Source organism: Flavobacterium sp. Flavsp81 (assembly GCF_059491325.1).
Genome location: NZ_CP168505.1, coordinates 3,952,281 through 3,968,675, shown reverse-complemented (window position 1 = coordinate 3,968,675; position 16,395 = coordinate 3,952,281). Strand labels below are relative to the sequence as shown.

At 34.6% G+C, this 16,395-nt stretch carries 15 protein-coding genes; 3 read left to right on the top strand and 12 right to left on the bottom strand.

Translation table 11 applies throughout. The features are described from left to right. Positions 1-78: 78 nt before the first annotated feature. The 10 genes from rsgA to ACEN92_RS16655 form a co-directional block, all read right to left on the bottom strand. Positions 79-1,056: a ribosome small subunit-dependent GTPase A gene (gene rsgA / locus ACEN92_RS16700; RefSeq protein ID WP_495639470.1), complete on the bottom strand. Its 978-nt coding sequence runs from the start codon at positions 1,054-1,056 to the stop codon at positions 79-81. Between the two features lie 259 nt (positions 1,057-1,315). Then, a complete protein-coding gene (locus tag ACEN92_RS16695) occupies positions 1,316-2,398 on the bottom strand; it encodes a chorismate mutase (RefSeq protein WP_495639469.1) in 1,083 nt (360 codons plus the stop codon). A gap of 12 nt (positions 2,399-2,410) precedes the next feature. After that, complete coding sequence (locus tag ACEN92_RS16690; protein WP_495639468.1) at positions 2,411-3,268, bottom strand: prephenate dehydrogenase; 858 nt, start codon at positions 3,266-3,268, stop codon at positions 2,411-2,413. A gap of 250 nt (positions 3,269-3,518) precedes the next feature. After that, a complete protein-coding gene (locus ACEN92_RS16685; protein ID WP_495639467.1) occupies positions 3,519-4,664 on the bottom strand; it encodes a pyridoxal phosphate-dependent aminotransferase in 1,146 nt (381 codons plus the stop codon). Between the two features lie 85 nt (positions 4,665-4,749). Beyond that, the gene (locus tag ACEN92_RS16680; protein WP_495639466.1) at positions 4,750-5,586 is read right to left on the bottom strand and encodes a prephenate dehydratase; all 837 of its coding nucleotides are present in this window, start codon (positions 5,584-5,586) and stop codon (positions 4,750-4,752) included. 460 nt (positions 5,587-6,046) lie between these two features. Next, positions 6,047-7,210: a DUF1501 domain-containing protein gene (locus ACEN92_RS16675; RefSeq protein WP_495639465.1), complete on the bottom strand. Its 1,164-nt coding sequence runs from the start codon at positions 7,208-7,210 to the stop codon at positions 6,047-6,049. A 12-nt stretch (positions 7,211-7,222) separates the two neighbouring features. Then, positions 7,223-8,623 (bottom strand): DUF1800 domain-containing protein, encoded by a 1,401-nt coding sequence (locus tag ACEN92_RS16670; RefSeq protein ID WP_495639464.1) that lies wholly within the window; start codon positions 8,621-8,623, stop codon positions 7,223-7,225. Positions 8,624-9,018: 395 nt separating this feature from the next. Continuing rightward, positions 9,019-11,409 carry a ribonucleoside-diphosphate reductase subunit alpha gene (locus ACEN92_RS16665; protein ID WP_495639463.1) on the bottom strand — a complete coding sequence of 797 codons (2,391 nt, stop codon included), beginning with the start codon at positions 11,407-11,409 and terminating at the stop codon, positions 9,019-9,021. Between the two features lie 284 nt (positions 11,410-11,693). Then, complete coding sequence (locus tag ACEN92_RS16660) at positions 11,694-12,671, bottom strand: ribonucleotide-diphosphate reductase subunit beta (protein WP_495639462.1); 978 nt, start codon at positions 12,669-12,671, stop codon at positions 11,694-11,696. 334 nt (positions 12,672-13,005) lie between these two features. Further along, on the bottom strand, positions 13,006-13,575 hold the full coding sequence (locus tag ACEN92_RS16655; protein WP_495639461.1) for a DUF3109 family protein: 570 nt from the start codon (positions 13,573-13,575) through the stop codon (positions 13,006-13,008). 255 nt (positions 13,576-13,830) lie between these two features. On the opposite strand from ACEN92_RS16655, the gene ACEN92_RS16650 reads away from it, so the two are divergent. The 3 genes from ACEN92_RS16650 (at position 13,831) to ACEN92_RS16640 (ending at position 15,322) form a co-directional block, all read left to right on the top strand. Next, positions 13,831-14,409, top strand: a complete 579-nt coding sequence (locus ACEN92_RS16650; protein WP_495639460.1) for a MarC family protein — start codon at positions 13,831-13,833, stop codon at positions 14,407-14,409. Positions 14,410-14,514: 105 nt separating this feature from the next. Beyond that, complete coding sequence (locus tag ACEN92_RS16645; RefSeq protein WP_495639459.1) at positions 14,515-14,715, top strand: hypothetical protein; 201 nt, start codon at positions 14,515-14,517, stop codon at positions 14,713-14,715. Between the two features lies 1 nt (position 14,716). Next, positions 14,717-15,322, top strand: a complete 606-nt coding sequence (locus tag ACEN92_RS16640; protein WP_495639458.1) for an FAD-dependent oxidoreductase — start codon at positions 14,717-14,719, stop codon at positions 15,320-15,322. Positions 15,323-15,652: 330 nt separating this feature from the next. Here the strand turns inward: ACEN92_RS16640 and ACEN92_RS16635 are convergent, their stop codons facing one another. Next, a complete protein-coding gene (locus ACEN92_RS16635; protein ID WP_495639457.1) occupies positions 15,653-15,964 on the bottom strand; it encodes a hypothetical protein in 312 nt (103 codons plus the stop codon). 55 nt (positions 15,965-16,019) lie between these two features. Further along, positions 16,020-16,385: a nuclear transport factor 2 family protein gene (locus tag ACEN92_RS16630; protein ID WP_495639456.1), complete on the bottom strand. Its 366-nt coding sequence runs from the start codon at positions 16,383-16,385 to the stop codon at positions 16,020-16,022. Between the last annotated feature and the right edge of the window lie 10 nt (positions 16,386-16,395).

The window sequence follows — 16,395 nt, the reverse complement described above, 5'->3', positions numbered from 1 at the left end:
TATTTACTCAAAAATATTGATAATTTATGTAAATCAATATTTATTAAATGATTTCTTTCAAATAACAGATCAATCAAATTATTTTCTCAATTCGTCACTGGCTTTACGATCTTCATCATAAGAATCTGTGCGATAATTTTCCTCATCGCCTTCCAGTATTTTAAGATAACTGTTGTAACGCGACCAGGCAATTTCGTCTTTCTCCAAAGCTGCTTTTATAGCACAATGAGGTTCCTCTTTATGTAAACAGTTGTTAAACTTGCATTGATCTTTTAATTTGAAAAACTCGGGGAAATAACCGCTGATTTCTTCTTTCTCCATATCCACAATTCCGAATCCTTTAATTCCGGGAGTATCAATGATTTTTGCATTAAAAGACAAATCATACATTTCCGCAAAAGTCGTGGTATGCTGACCTTGTTTGCTGGCTTCAGAAATATTTTTGGTTTTAAGATGCAAAGAAGGTTCCATCGCATTTACCAAAGTCGATTTTCCAACACCGGAATGTCCGGAAAACATACTTACTTTCCCAATCATCATTTCTTTCAATTCGTCAATACCTTTCATTTCAGTCGATGAAACACGAAGGCATTTGTAACCAATTTGCTGGTAGACATATTGCATATACAATTGGTCGTCCAGAGTTGCTTCATCAAAAGTATCAATTTTATTAAAGACCAAAATTGTTTCGATATTGTAAGCTTCGGCAGTAACTAAAAAACGGTCTATAAAATTGAAGGTTGTTGGTGGATTATTTATCGTAATCAATAAAAAGACACGATCAATATTCGACGCAATGATATGCATCTGATGCGACAGATTAACCGATTTACGAACGATGTAATTCTTTCTTTCGTGAATATTAAAAATCGTTCCCGTTACAGCATCCGAGGTTTCTTCCAATTCATAATCGACAATATCCCCTACAGCAATAGGATTGGTACTTTTAATACCTTTCATCCTAAACTTCCCTTTCATACGGCATTCTATAAAATCGCCTTGTTCCGATTTTACGGTGTACCAGCTTCCTGTAGATTTATATACGAGTCCTGTCATTCAAACTTTAGATTTTAGATTTTGGATTTCAGATTGCTCTGAAATCCAAAAAATATTAAAGCACAAAATTACTGTTTTACAATTGAAACCCATTGATTTCGGCATTTAAAATCATAAAAAAATCTCCAACACTTCTTTCAAAGCGGTGGAGATTCTAATTTTTAAATATCTGAATCACGTTCATGATATAGAAAACTTAAATTCAATAATTTTAAAAAACTTAAGATTAACTTATATCACTTATATGATTAAAAGAAAATTACGCGTTGAAAATTTTCTCCTGGTGACCAATACTTTCCTGGTGAATCGCTTTGAACATTTTCAAAACAAACTCTTCAGTAAGACCTTTTTTCTCACCTTCTAAAATCATTTTTCCTAAAATTTCGTTCCAACGGCTATTTTGAAGAATCGCTACGTTAGCATCTTTTTTCACCTGACCTATTTCGTCAGCTACTTTCATACGTTTTCCTAATAACTCTAATAAGTTAGCATCCAAAACATCGATGTTGGCTCTTAGTTTCGTCATTTTTGAACTGTACTCATCTGTAGTATCATCTGTTTTTCTGATCGTTAAATCTTTAATGATTTGTTTCAAAGCATCCGGAGTCACTTGTTGAGCAGCATCTGACCATGCATTATCCGGATCGTAGTGCGTTTCGATAATCATACCATCGTAATTCAAATCTAAAGCTTCTTGCGTTACTTCGAAAATCATTTTACGATCTCCTGTAATGTGAGACGGATCGATGATTAATGGTAGGTCAGGGAATTTATTTTGCAATTCGATAGCAATCTGCCATTCCGGAATATTTCTGTATTTTGTTTTTTCGTAAGTAGAGAAACCTCTGTGAATAACTCCTAATTTCTCAATTCCGGCCATGTGTAAACGCTCAACACCGCCTAACCATAAAGCCAAATCCGGGTTTACAGGGTTTTTAACCAAAACGATTTTATCAGTTCCTTTCAATGTATCCGCAATTTCCTGAACCGCAAAAGGGTTTGCAGTTGTACGCGCACCAACCCATAAAACGTCGATATCATGTTCTAAAGCCAGTTTACAATGCGCTGCAGTCGCAACTTCAGTTCCCATTAGTAAACCAGTTTCAGCTTTTGCTTTCTGTAACCATTTCAAACCAATTTCCCCAACACCTTCAAATCCTCCCGGACGCGTTCTAGGTTTCCAGATTCCGGCTCTGAACACACTAACTTTTGAATCTTTCAATTCGTGAGCAATTTTCAAAACCTGATCTTCCGTTTCTGCACTACAAGGTCCAGCTATCACAAGTGGGTGATCTAAATTGAAATCATCTAACCACTTTCTCATTTCTTTCTTATTTTCCATCTTTATTATAGTTTACTTTTTAATTGTTAATCCGTTTAGTATTTCTTTTATTTTATTTGTGCTTTCCATTTCTTCAAAAATGGCATTGTAATTTTCTTCTTTTAGCAAATCTCTAAACCTACTGAGATTCGAAATATATTCTTCTAATGTTTCAATGACATGTTCCTTATTCTGCTTGAAAATCGGTGTCCACATTGCAGGTGAACTTTTTGCTAAACGAACAGTGCTTTCAAATCCACTTCCTGCCATATCAAAAATATCCTGTTCGTCTTTTTCCTTGTCCATTACCGTTTTCCCGAGCATAAACGAACTAATATGCGACAAATGCGAAACGTAGGCAATATGTTTGTCATGCGAAACCGGATCCATATATCGAATCCTCATTCCAATTTCACTAAAAAGCTTCAAAGCCTTTTCCTGCAACTTAAAAGTGGTTTTTTCCACTTCACAAATGATGTTCGTTTTCCCCTGAAATAAACCTTTTATCGCCGCTGAGGGTCCGGAAAACTCCGTTCCTGCAATTGGATGTGTCGCGATAAAGTTTCTTCTTTTCGGATGGCTTGCTACTGCATCACAAATTGGTTTTTTAGTCGATCCAACCTCAAAAACAATTGTATTGTCGCCAACCAAATCCAATACTTTCGGCAAAACAACCAAGGCAACATCCACCGGAACCGAAACAATTACAAAATCGGCTTCAGCCAAATCTTCAAAGTTTCCTGCCTGATCGATAACACCCAGATCAATTGCTTCCTGCAAATGTTTTTCGTTGCTGTCGATTCCAAAAATAGTAGCATCAGGATGTTTTTCTTTGATGTCAAGCACCATCGAACCACCAATTAACCCTATTCCTATTACGTATACTTTCATATTTATTTTTATTAGAAGCTAATTCCTGCTATCCGCTGTATCTTTTATGGTCTCGTAAAAAAAACGAGACCATAAAAGGATGCCGCTTCTATCAGGGCTAGGGCTTCTTGTTTTTCAAGAACTCTGATTTCAATTTAACCTTTCTGTCACCCTGAGCGGAGTCGAAGGCTTATAACTTAAAGGGGCTTCGACTCCGCTCAGCCTGACAATCTGTATAAAAATCTTGTTTCTTGTTTCTAAAATCTTAATACTAAAACCTGTCTATTGCCTCTTGTACTTTTTCTTCTTTCACACACAACGAAAACCTGATATATCCTTCACCATTACTTCCGAAGATCGTTCCCGGTGTGATAAAAATATGTTTCTCGTATAATATTTCGTCAATGAACTTTTCTGCTGATACTATTCCTTCCGGCAATTTTGCCCAGACAAAAAGTCCTACTCCTTCTTTATAAACTTCGCAGCCTAATTTTTCTGCTAATTTTTCTGTCAATTCCCTGCGGCGTCTGTAGATTTTGTTTTGGTCTTCAAACCAGGATTTATCACAATTCAAAGCGGCAACTGCACCCTTCTGAATTCCGTAGAACATACCGCTGTCCATATTGCTTTTTACTTTTAAGACTGCATCAATAATTTCAGGATTTCCTAAAACCATCCCCACTCTCCAGCCGGCCATGTTGAATGTTTTACTAAGTGAATTCAATTCCAGAGCCACATCTTTTGCACCTTCAACCTGCAATAAACTCATTGGATTATCATTCAAAACAAAACTATACGGATTATCGTTTACCAATAATATGTTATGTTTTTTAGCAAAAGCAACCAATTTTTCAAATAACGCCAAACTTCCTCTCGCTCCTGTAGGCATATGCGGGTAACCCAGCCACATAATTTTCACTTTCGAAAGGTCTAATTTTTCTAAAGCTCCAAAATCCGGTTCCCATGCATTTTCTTCTTTCAAATCATAATAAACCGGTACTGCTCCTACCAAATTGGTTACCGAAGTATATGTCGGATAACCTGGATTCGGAATCAGAACATGATCGCCTTCATTTAAAAAAGCTAACGAAATGTGCATAATTCCTTCTTTCGAACCCATCAAAGGCAAAATCTCATTATTCGGATTTAGTTCAACACCAAATTGATTCTGATAAAAATCTGCCATTCCTTTTCTCAATTCCGGCAATCCCTGATAACTCTGATAACCGTGACCGTTTTCATCCAGAATGGCGGAGGCAACCGCTTCAATTACTGCTTTCGACGGACTCAAATCAGGGCTTCCGATTCCCATATTGATGATAGATTTTCCTTCAGACATTAGTTGACGAACTTCTCTCAATTTTGATGAAAAGTAGTATTCTTCAACTGTATCTAATCTTTTTGCTGTTGTAATCATTTTTATTTTTATTAAAATGCTTTAGGCTTTAGGCCGTAAGCTTTATGCTTTCTTTTTTTGACTTATAACTTTTAACAAATAACCTCTAACTTATAAAAGGTTTTGTATTCTTATATTCTCCCAACACCTTAAAATATTCTGCCATAATATTTAGTAATGTTTTAGCTTTCGAATAATCTTCGTAATTCTCGAATGTCACATCTACGAAAAATGAATATTTCCACGGTGTTTCAATCTTTGGAAGTGACTGAATTTTTGTCAAATTCAGTTTGCAGTCGCTCATTACATTTAAAACTGCTGCTAAACTTCCTCTTTTATGATCTAATTCAAATTTGATGGAAGCTCTGTTGATTTCGCTTTCCGGCAAAAATGAATTCTGCTTTTTAATAATCACAAAACGCGTCATATTGTTTTTGATCGTTTGAATTTCCGGTGCCAGAATTTCTAAATCATACATTTCAGATGCTGTTCTGCTTCCAATTGCTGCGATTCCGGTTAATTGATTTTGTTCAATTCTTCTGGCAGTTTCAGCAGTGTCCTTATCCTCAACTAATTTGATATTTGGATATTGTTTTAAAAAATCCATACATTGCAATAACGCCATTGGGTGCGAATGAACTTCTTTAATATCTTCGATCTTCTGACCTTTCAAAGCCATTAAATTTTGGTGAATACTTAAATAATGTTCTCCTATAATGTGTAAATTATTCTTGTCAATCAAAGCATAATTCGGAATAATTGGACCTGCAATCGAATTTTCAATTGCCATAACCGCCTGATCCGTTTTTCCGGAAAGCAGGCTGTCAATCAATTCATCAAAAGATAAACATTCGTCAATTTCAACATTTTCAGGAAAATATTCTTTTACGACCTGATGATGAAAAGATCCTTTGATACCTTGTATTGCAATTTTAGTTGTCATATAGTCAAAAAAAAATCCTGATTTTCATCAGGATTGTATATTAGTTTTATTTGTCTTTTAATTTTTTCAAATAACCATAGCACAATCCTAACTTCTACTAAAGAAGAAATAAAAGTTGTTGCTAAAATAAAAACGGTTATTTGCCATTTTGTTTGTGTTATTTTTTAAATTCTCTGCGAATGTATAAATTATTTTAACCGCACCAAAAAAAATAATGCATTTTCTGAAACAAAAAAGGATTTCTTAACAAATTAAAGATGTTTTGTATAATATTTTAATAAATCCAGCTTAAAATGAGATTTAGACAATTAGTTTTGAGGAAGGTTTGGAAGTTGGTTCAATTTTTAAAGACTATTTTGAAACGAGAATATTTTTTAGCCCCGATGGAAGTGGAAATCCTTTTGTGCCGGGGTTCGGCACAAAAGATTGAAACGTACAGCGGGAATAGCTTCTCAAAAAACTAAAACAATCCTGAAACCGGATTATTCTTAATTCCGATTTTTGAATAATCAAAACCCATTTTTTGCTGTAATAATGAAGCATAAACAGACCTGAAATCAATTTGGTGTTTTAAATCGCCATTGTCTAAGTCAGATAAATTTGGGTTATTCCCTAAAATTGTTCCTTTATTATTTCCTCCAATCACAAACATTGGCGCTGCAGTTCCGTGATCAGTTCCGCTTCCGTTGTCTTTAACGCGTCTTCCAAATTCTGAAAATACAACAACGGTAACATTTTGAAGCAATTGTGCCTGTTTTAAATCATTATAAAAACTAAATAGCGCATCATTTAATTCTGTCAATTTTCTTTCATGGATAGAAAGCTGATTGTCGTGCGTATCAAATCCGCCAAGCGATGTGTAATATACTTTTGAATTCAGATTCCCTTTTACCAGTCGGGCAATCCATTCCAGGTTTTTAGACAATCCTGTTTTTGGATAACTAATTTCTGTTTTTGATTGTTTCAGTGCATTCTGAATATCATCTGAGCCTTCAACAACCGAATTGGCAATTTTACGGACAAAATCCAATTGCGGATTATCTGATAGCTTTTCATTTTCCTTATTTGACTTCACCTTAAAACGATCCGGATCTTTTACCGTGATTGTATTCGGCTCCATTCCTTTTAATGCCAGATTATCAATTGAATCCAAGTTGATTCCGGCCGTTGGCTGATGATCGTGACATTGCAGATCCAAATAACGTCCCAACCAGCCTTCGTTTATATATTTATTGGAATCTGCAGCCGTTTGCCAAATTTCCTGACTGCGGAAATGCGAACGAACCGGTTCCGGATAACCCACATTCTGGATTACCGTTAAATCTCCGTTTTGCTGCATCTGGGCAAAATCTTTTAATGCAGGATGAAAAGCCATTCCTCTATTTTTACCTACAACTGCCTCTTTATTCAGGGCAATTTTGGTTCTCAAATCATAATACAAAGGATCTTCGTATGGAATAAAAGTATTCAATCCGTCGTTTCCTCCATTGAGTTGAACAAAAACCAGACATTGCTCGCCAATAATCAAATTATCCTGCGTACCAAAAGCATGTAAAAAACTCGGAAGCACCAACATTCCGCCGGTAAATGTCCCTGTTAACGTTAAAAAATTTCTTCTGTTCATAATGATAGATTTTTAAATCAACTGATATTCCGGCAATTTGATGATATAATTAAACAAACGAATTACAGCAAAATTGGCATTGAGATCTTTGGGATCAAAATCATATTTGAGCAAATTTTCCATGTCTTTCTGCATCGATTCATTTACAGTAAATAATAATCTGTTGGACAATTCCGTAATAATGGTTTTATTATTTCCGTCAGAGTCATATTTGATCTTAACTTCTGTTTTTTCGAATTCTCTTTTCGGTTTCGGATTGTCTTCACTCATCATATTCCTGATTATTTTCTTTGAAAGACTTCTCCCGCTGCAAAGCAAATCTGAAGTATTATTTCGCTGCAGATAGACTTGCGAAGTCAGCCATGAATTTCCACCATCCCAGCCTTTCACATTGACCTGATTGTACAAATCCATTCCCTGCTGTTTTAGAAAGGCAACAATCATGGTTTCATCATAATCTTTCAGTTGCAATTCATCAATAAGTTGCGAAATATAAACCAAAGGATCCTTGATTTTATTACCTGAAATATCCTTGGTATATTCTTCAGTAAAGATTTTGGTAAGCAACAGTTCAATTTCAAAATTTACTTTTCTGAAATAATCGCCATAATATTTAACCGATTCTTCTGAGGGATTATCGTAAAGAAACCATTTCAGAATTTTTCGCGTAATTAAATAGGGTATGTTTTTTTGTTCGAAAATAATATCAACCAAATCATCGGCTTTCCAGTTTCCTGTTCTTCCGAAATAGGTTTTATTGCTGTTATCTTCTGAATTTTTTCTGTAAACTGCACCTTCATCGTCATAATTTAATCCTGCCAAAGCTTTTGCACCGTTTTTAATATCTTCTTCGGTATAATTTCCGATTCCGATAGTGAATAGTTCCAGCAATTCGCGGCTTAGGTTTTCGTTGATTTTGCCTTTTTTATTATCAACATTATCCAGATATTTGACCATCGCATTCGATTTTATGATTTTTTTGGTCAGTTCCTTGAAATTTCCAAAAGCATTTTCCCTTAAAATCATGTTGTGCTGGTAAATCCAGTAATTGATTTTTACTTTTTGGGAAGTTGAAACAAAATGATTGTGCCAAAAACAAACCATTTTTTCGCGTAACGGAAATTCATCAGTCTGCATTTTTGCAACCCACCATTTTTTTAATTCGACAGTAGTCAGAACCTCTTTTTTCTGAATTTTGTTTTTCTCTTCGGGATCGAGATTTTTTATGGATTGGCGTAATTCTTTGTATGCAGCAATTGTTTTGGGGCTGTCTTGTAAAAAAGCAGGAAATTGGGTATCAAACTTTGAATCATAAGATTTCTTTAGAAATTTTTCTAATCCGAATTTTTCAATTTTAAAAGCTTCCTTTCCTGAGAAGCCCAAACGTAACGACCAAAGATTGCTTTTTTTCATAAAATTAAGAATTATTTAAGAATAAGACTTTGGATTTTTGAAAAGGTTTAATTGGAATTTTTTAGAAAAGTGTCTAAGCCTTAAAATCATTATTTAGAAACATATTAATACTTTAACCACAACGTTTGTCATTCCGTAGGAATCTCTAAACGTAAGTTTCAGCAAGTCTGAGATTCCTACGGAATGACAAACTGTGAATACAAATTTATTATGAAACCGAAAACCTAGCCCCGATTGAAGTGGAAATCCTTTTTATTTTTCCTTTAAAAATAAAAAGATTGCAACGGAAAGCGGGAATAGCTCCTAAAAAAAAAAGCAGCTATCATTACAATAACTGCTTTCTATCACTAAGAATAAATCTTTTCTCTTTATTCTATCTTCTTTATTCTAAAAAATTAAGACCCACACATTTCACAATCCTCAGGACCAGCAGCTTGTGCTTTTAACAACATCGCTTTGTATTCCTCAACATTGATTTCTTCAGTTTCTGCAACTAAACTTGGAACTTCTTCTTTTTTGTCATTGTTTAATGTGAATTTAATCGCATCAACCGCAGATTTTGTTCTTAGGTAATACATTCCTGTTTTTAAACCTGACTGCCAGGCGTAGAAATGCATTGACGTTAGCTTAGAGTAGTTGGCGTCCTGCATGAATAAGTTCAATGATTGCGATTGGTCAATGAAATAACCTCTTTGGCGTGACATATCAATAATGTCTTTCATCGACATTTCCCAAACGGTTTTGTACAATTCTTTCAGGTCTTGCGGAATCACGTCAATATTTTGAACTGATCCGTTATGACGCATGATTTCTTGTTTCAAAGTCTCGTTCCACAAACCTCTTTCTACCAAATCGTGAAGCAAGTGTTTGTTTACTACGATGAATTCTCCGGACAATACACGACGTGTGTAAATATTTGATGTATAGGGTTCGAAAGCTTCGTTGTTTCCTAAAATTTGCGAAGTCGAAGCAGTTGGCATTGGCGCTACTAACAATGAATTACGAACTCCATGTTCCATTACCTCTTTTCTTAAAGATGCCCAGTCCCAACGTCCAGATAATTCTTCATCTTTCATTCCCCACATATTGTATTGGAATTCTCCTTTTGACATTGGAGATCCTTCAAATGTAGAATATGGTCCTTCTTCTTTCGCCATTTCCATAGAAGCGGTTACAGCTGCGAAATATAATGTTTCGAAAATTTCCTGGTTCAAAGTTTTAGCTTCATCACTTGTAAACGGCATACGCAACATAATGAAAGCATCTGCTAAACCTTGCACTCCCAATCCTACCGGACGGTGACGCATGTTAGAGTTTTCAGCTTCTTTTACCGGATAATAGTTTCTGTCGATTACTTTGTTCAGGTTACGGGTTACACGTTTGGTAACATTGTAAAGTGCTTCATGATCAAATTTTCCGTTTTCGATGAACATTGGTAACGAAATAGAAGCCAGGTTACAAACCGCGATTTCATCTTTTGATGTGTACTCCATAATCTCAGTACACAAGTTTGATGAACGAATTGTTCCTAAATTTTTGTGGTTTGATTTACGGTTTGCTGCATCTTTGTACAACATATAAGGTGTTCCGGTTTCGATTTGCGATTCCAGGATTTTCTCCCATAATTCACGTGCACGAATGGTTTTTCTACCTTTTCCTCTAAATTCATAATCCAAATACATTGTTTCGAATTCTTCTCCGTAAACATCGTATAATCCAGGACATTCGTTAGGACACATCAAAGTCCATGAGGCATCTTCCTGAACACGTTTCATGAATAAATCGGATGTCCACATCGCGAAGAATAAATCGCGCGCGCGCATTTCTTCTTTTCCTGTGTTTTTCTTTAAATCCAGGAAATCAAAGATATCAGCATGCCAGGTTTCGATGTAAATCGCAAAACTACCTTTACGTTTTCCCCCACCCTGATCTACGTAACGAGCCGTATCATTAAAAACTCTCAACATCGGAACGATTCCGTTTGAAGTTCCGTTTGTACCGCGAATATAAGATCCGGTTGCACGAACGTTATGAATAGAAAGACCAATTCCTCCTGCAGATTGCGAGATTTTAGCTGTTTGTTTTAATGTATCATAAATTCCGTCAATACTATCGTCCTGCATCGCCAAAAGGAAACAAGAAGACATTTGAGGTTTTGGGGTCCCCGCATTGAACAACGTTGGTGTTGCATGCGTGAAATATTTTTTAGACATTAAATCGTAAGTCTCAATTACCGATTTCAAATCGTCTAAGTGAATCCCAACGGAAACACGCATCAGCATATGCTGTGGCCTTTCGACGATTTTTCCGTTTATCTTTAGCAAATACGAACGCTCCAGAGTTTTAAATCCGAAGTAATCATAATTGAAATCTCTTGTATAAATGATATGAGAATCCAGAAATGCTGCATTTTCCTGAATCACTTTATATACCTCATCCGAAAGTAATGGCGCTTCTTGTCCATTTCTTGGATTTACGTAGTGATACATATCTTTCATCGTTTCTGAGAAAGATTTTTTAGTATTAGAATGTAAGTTTGAAATCGCCACACGAGCTGCCAATTGCGCATAATCAGGATGTGCAATAGTCATGGAAGCTGCCGTTTCTGCCGCAAGATTATCTAATTCAGATGTAGAAACTCCGTCATACAATCCTTCGATAACTCTCATGGCTACCTTAACAGGATCTACGAGCTCATTAAGCCCGTAACATAATTTTTTGATTCTTTCTGTAATCTTATCAAACATTACCGGCTCCTTGTGGCCATCTCTTTTTACTACATACATAAGCTTACCTTTTTTAGTTTATTGAAAATGAAAGTCACTGGAAAACGAATTCCGGCACTTAAACATTGTGTGTTTTTAAATTATTTTTTGAGAACAGTAGGATTCCCATAGTTATTTGCTTTTCGATCTAAAAAAACAGATGAAAATTAATTGTAAAATGTAACCGGATCAACGATTTGGGAAAGAGATCCAATCTTAAAAATTGTCTAGTATAGAAACTTTCGTTTCTTAATTTTATTGTCTTTTTAGTGTTTCGTGGTAGACACTAAAAATTGCTGCATAATCTAAAAATCTGCATCAAATGAAATTTTCTGAGCATCACTGTCAGTATTCATTACCCCTGATTTTTGATACTCGGCAACACGTTTTTCAAAGAAATTGGTTTTTCCCTGAAGAGAAATCATATCCATGAAATCAAACGGATTCGCTGATCCATAAACACGATCACAACCTAATTCTACTAATAATCTATCAGCAACAAATTCCAGATACTGGGTCATTAAACCAGCGTTCATACCAATTAAACTTACCGGAAGAGATTCTGTAACAAATTCTCTTTCAATATCTAATGCATCAACGATGATTTCTTTGATTCTTTCTTTTGAAACTTTATTTACCAGGTGATGATTATGCAGGTGTACTGCAAAATCGCAATGTACGCCTTCGTCACGTGAAATTAATTCATTAGAGAATGTCAAACCTGGCATTAATCCACGTTTTTTCAACCAATAAATAGAGCAGAAAGCGCCTGAGAAGAAAATTCCCTCAACTGCAGCAAAAGCGATAAGTCTTTCAGCAAACGAATCAGAATCGATCCATTTCAAAGCCCATTCCGCTTTTTTCTTAATCGCAGGAAAAACCTCTAAAGCATTAAATAATTCTGCTTTTTCCGCTTCATCTTTCACGTAAGTATCAATCAACAAAGAATATGTTTCGCTATGAATGTTTTCCATCATGATTTGGAAACCATAGAAAAATTTTGCCTCAGCATATTGAACTTCATTTACAAAGTTCTCAGCAAGGTTTTCATTTACGATTCCGTCAGAAGCTGCAAAGAATGCTAAAATGTGTTTAATAAAATATCTTTCGTCATCACTTAGTTTATTATTCCAATCAGTCAAGTCCTGATGCAAATCGATTTCTTCGGCAGTCCAGAAACTAGCTTCCATTTTTTTATACCATTCCCAAATATCATGATGTTTGATTGGAAAAATGACAAAACGATTCTTATTTTCTTGTAATATTGGTTCAACTTGTGACATTACTTTTTTGTTTAATTTTGCTATTGAATCCCCCTGATTCAATAGACTACAAAGATTGTCATTTGTAGCCAAAAATAAAAGGCAAACTTATTCACAATCCAAGGTAGTTTTTAACAAAGCTAAAAAATTGAAACATTTTTCAGACAATAATTAATTTATTGAAAATGAATAACTTAAGCAACAACCTTAAACCCTAAAGCCCTATAAAATATAGACTTTTTACAATAAAAAGCAAGGGATTTAAGATTACTTTAAAAAGTTTTTTTAGGATTAAAAAATTTATTTTTTGAGTTAAAAAATACTAATTCAAAATCATAACTAAGAGTTTCGGATTTTATGAATTTTTATGCTCTTCCGCTACTTTCTCAAGTTCCAAATACCAATCTTCGCCAAAACGGCGAATCAAAGCTTCTTTGACAAATTTATAAACCGGAACCTCTAATTCTTTACCTAAAGAACAGGCATCATCACAAATATCCCATTTGTCATAATTCACCGCAGCAAACTCAGTGAAATCTTTTACACGAATTGGATATAAATGGCAAGAAACCGGTTTTTTCCAGTTTACGATTCCCTGATTGTAAGCCTGCTCGATTCCGCAGAGTGCTGTTTTTCCATCAAAAATAACATAGGCACAATCTTTATTGTCAATTAATGGTGTTTCAAGATCACCATCTGTTCCTTTTACCCAGGCTCCTTGCGCCTCAATGGCTGCAATTCCTTCTTTTCGTAAAAACGGTTTCACTTTCGGGTAAATTTCTTCAAGAATTTTAGTTTCTGCTTCACTCAAAGGCGCACCAGCATCTCCGTCAACACAGCAGGCTCCTTTACAAGCTGACAAGTTGCACACAAATTCTTTTTCAAGAATATCTTCTGAAATAATGGTTTTTCCTAATTGAAACATGATAATTAAAATACTGAATTTATAAAGTGCAAAGATAGTTAAACTATCCAGATGTCTGTGGGATAAATTCAAACCAGCAATCTTCTTCTTCTACCAATGAATTAATAATAGAAATCGTTTAATGTTACAAATAGTATTTTTTTAATCAAAAAAACATGTTTTTATAACAAAAATCCCTGGTTAGACTCAAAACAATAAAAAGCCCTGACTTTATTATTTACCTTTGCACATCATTAACCTCTAAATAAAAAAGGTATGTTAGAAATTGATTTTAAGGAGATTATCACTGTAGGAATGGTGCTTTTTGCAGTAATAGATATCGTAGGATCCATTCCGATTATCGTAAACCTGAGAGCAAAAGTCGGTCATATCGAATCGGAAAAAGCTTCGATTGTGGCCGGAGTGATCATGATAGTTTTTCTTTTTATTGGAGAAGGCTTACTTAATATTATAGGTATTGATGTACATTCGTTTGCTGTTGCAGGTTCATTTGTATTGTTTTTCCTTGCTTTGGAAATGATTTTAGGAATCCGTATTTACCGTGACGAAGAACCGGGATCAGCCTCTATCGTTCCACTTGCATTTCCTTTAATTGCCGGAGCAGGAACTATGACTACTTTACTTTCCTTGCGTTCCCAATTTCATACCATCAATATTATTATTGCCATTTTATTGAATATCATCTTAGTATATATTGTTTTAAAATCATCCAAAAAAATCGAAACATTATTAGGAGAAAACGGACTTGGTGTAGTCCGCAAGACATTTGGAGTAATACTTTTGGCAATTGCTGTTAAATTATTCGCTGCTAATGTTAAAGGTTTGTTCGTCTAACAGATATTTTTATAAATTTACACCCATAAAATTTCTAAAATACAGTTGGGCAATGATTTATACTGATCAACTTTACTTTGTTATTTTAGACAAATAAACAACCTTATGAAAATCTTTACTTCCATCTTAGTGCTTTTGGCATTAGCTTTAATTGTTTTCAACATCACTTTACTTGATTTCCAAAATCCTTTTCAGGGAGACAGTATTGTTGCTTTTATTGGAATTGCTGCTTCCTTTTGTGCCGTTTTAATTCTTTTGATTTTTAGAATTTCCAAAAAAATAGAAGAAAAAACAAACGGAAGATAATATGTTTGATGTTTTAATTGTAGGCGGAGGCGTTTCGGGCATGTCATGCGCACTCGTTTTAGGATCTGCTAAAAACAAAGCTTTTGTTACTGATAAAAAAATCGGAATTTTTACTCATCAAAAGAATTCTTCTTTACAGGAAGCCATTTTCTATAATGCTTATGGAATAAAACCAGGCAAATTAGGGTCTGAGTTACTAACAGAAAGTACGCAGGATTTAGCTCAAATATATCCGCATATCACTCAGATTCCAAACGAAAAAGTAATTAAAATTGAGGGCGCTTATCCTGAATTTACTGTAATTACAAACAAAAACTCATACAAAACAAAAAGTATCGTCATCGGAATTGGTTCTGCCAATACTTTCGATATTGAAGGTTTGATGCAATATGTTGCACCACACAAAAAAGCTTTACCGGAAAAACAGCGTATTCAGCTCAAAAATGATGATCATAAAGTAGCCGACGGCATTTATGTTATTGGAACTTTGGCTGGCTGGAGAAGCCAATTGGCAATTGCTGCCGGAAGTGGTGCTGCCGTTGCCACAGATATTTTGACTTTATGGAATAATGGTGTGCAGACTCATGTGCATGATAGTATTCGATAGATTATCACAAAAAGAAAAACACAAATACTCCAAATAAAGCCACTAAAATTACTGGAACTGACGCCTTAACCGCCAATTCCCTCAGCGTGCTTATATTTACATCTTTCAATATTAATTTATCAACAAGAAAATTAATAATCAGCAATATGATTACTCCAATTAGCCCGATAATTGAAACACTTAAAAAGCGATATATAAATGAAAAAGGAAGCTCATTGATTAATTGCATTTTTTGCTCATAACTACCAAGAGAGAAAATACTCAAAAAACCAGTAATTACTGTTATAATAAAAATAAAAAAAGTATTTTACTATTCTCAAAACTTCCTATTTATTTAACCGAAACAATCTCCTTCACTTTAATATGTTTCTCGGTATCAGTTTTCCAGATTTCTCCTTTTAAAGTTACTTCTTCACCTTCTTTCAATTGTTTGTAGTTTTGAGGTCCGCCTACATTAACAATGCTGATTGTTGCAAAATAAACTTCCTTGTTATCAGTAGTAATTTTAGCTGTATAACCGTCTTTTCCTGATTCTATCGATCCAACTTTTCCTGAAACTGTATTTTTATCTTTCATACAAGCGCATGAAACTACAAAAACCATTAAAATGAACAGTAAACTTATTTTTTTTAAATTTTTCATATTTTGACTTATTATTAACAACCTTTAAGCATTCTTTTAAATTATAATTAGTTGCTTAATGTAACTGGACACAACTTCCTCCAATCACTTTTAAATTTTCTTCAAATTGCTTCCATACCCGAATATAACGAAAAGTTCCGTCTAACGGATTAGAGTCGTATGTCCCTTTAAGTAAAACCATAACAGAAACAACTGCCGAATCTCCAATTACATTTATAATTTGATCAGAAGCCTCGAGCGTATGAATGTTCATTTTTCCGGAACGATACGCATTTAAATCAAATTCTTTGGTAATGGTTTGACCGTCCGGCAAATTAAAAAGCAAATCATCATGCAGGATTTTATCTAAAGCTAAAACATCTGAATTTTTAATTGCGGTTAAAAGTTCAATTTCGGCATTCACAATAGCATCTTTGTTCATTAAAATAAAA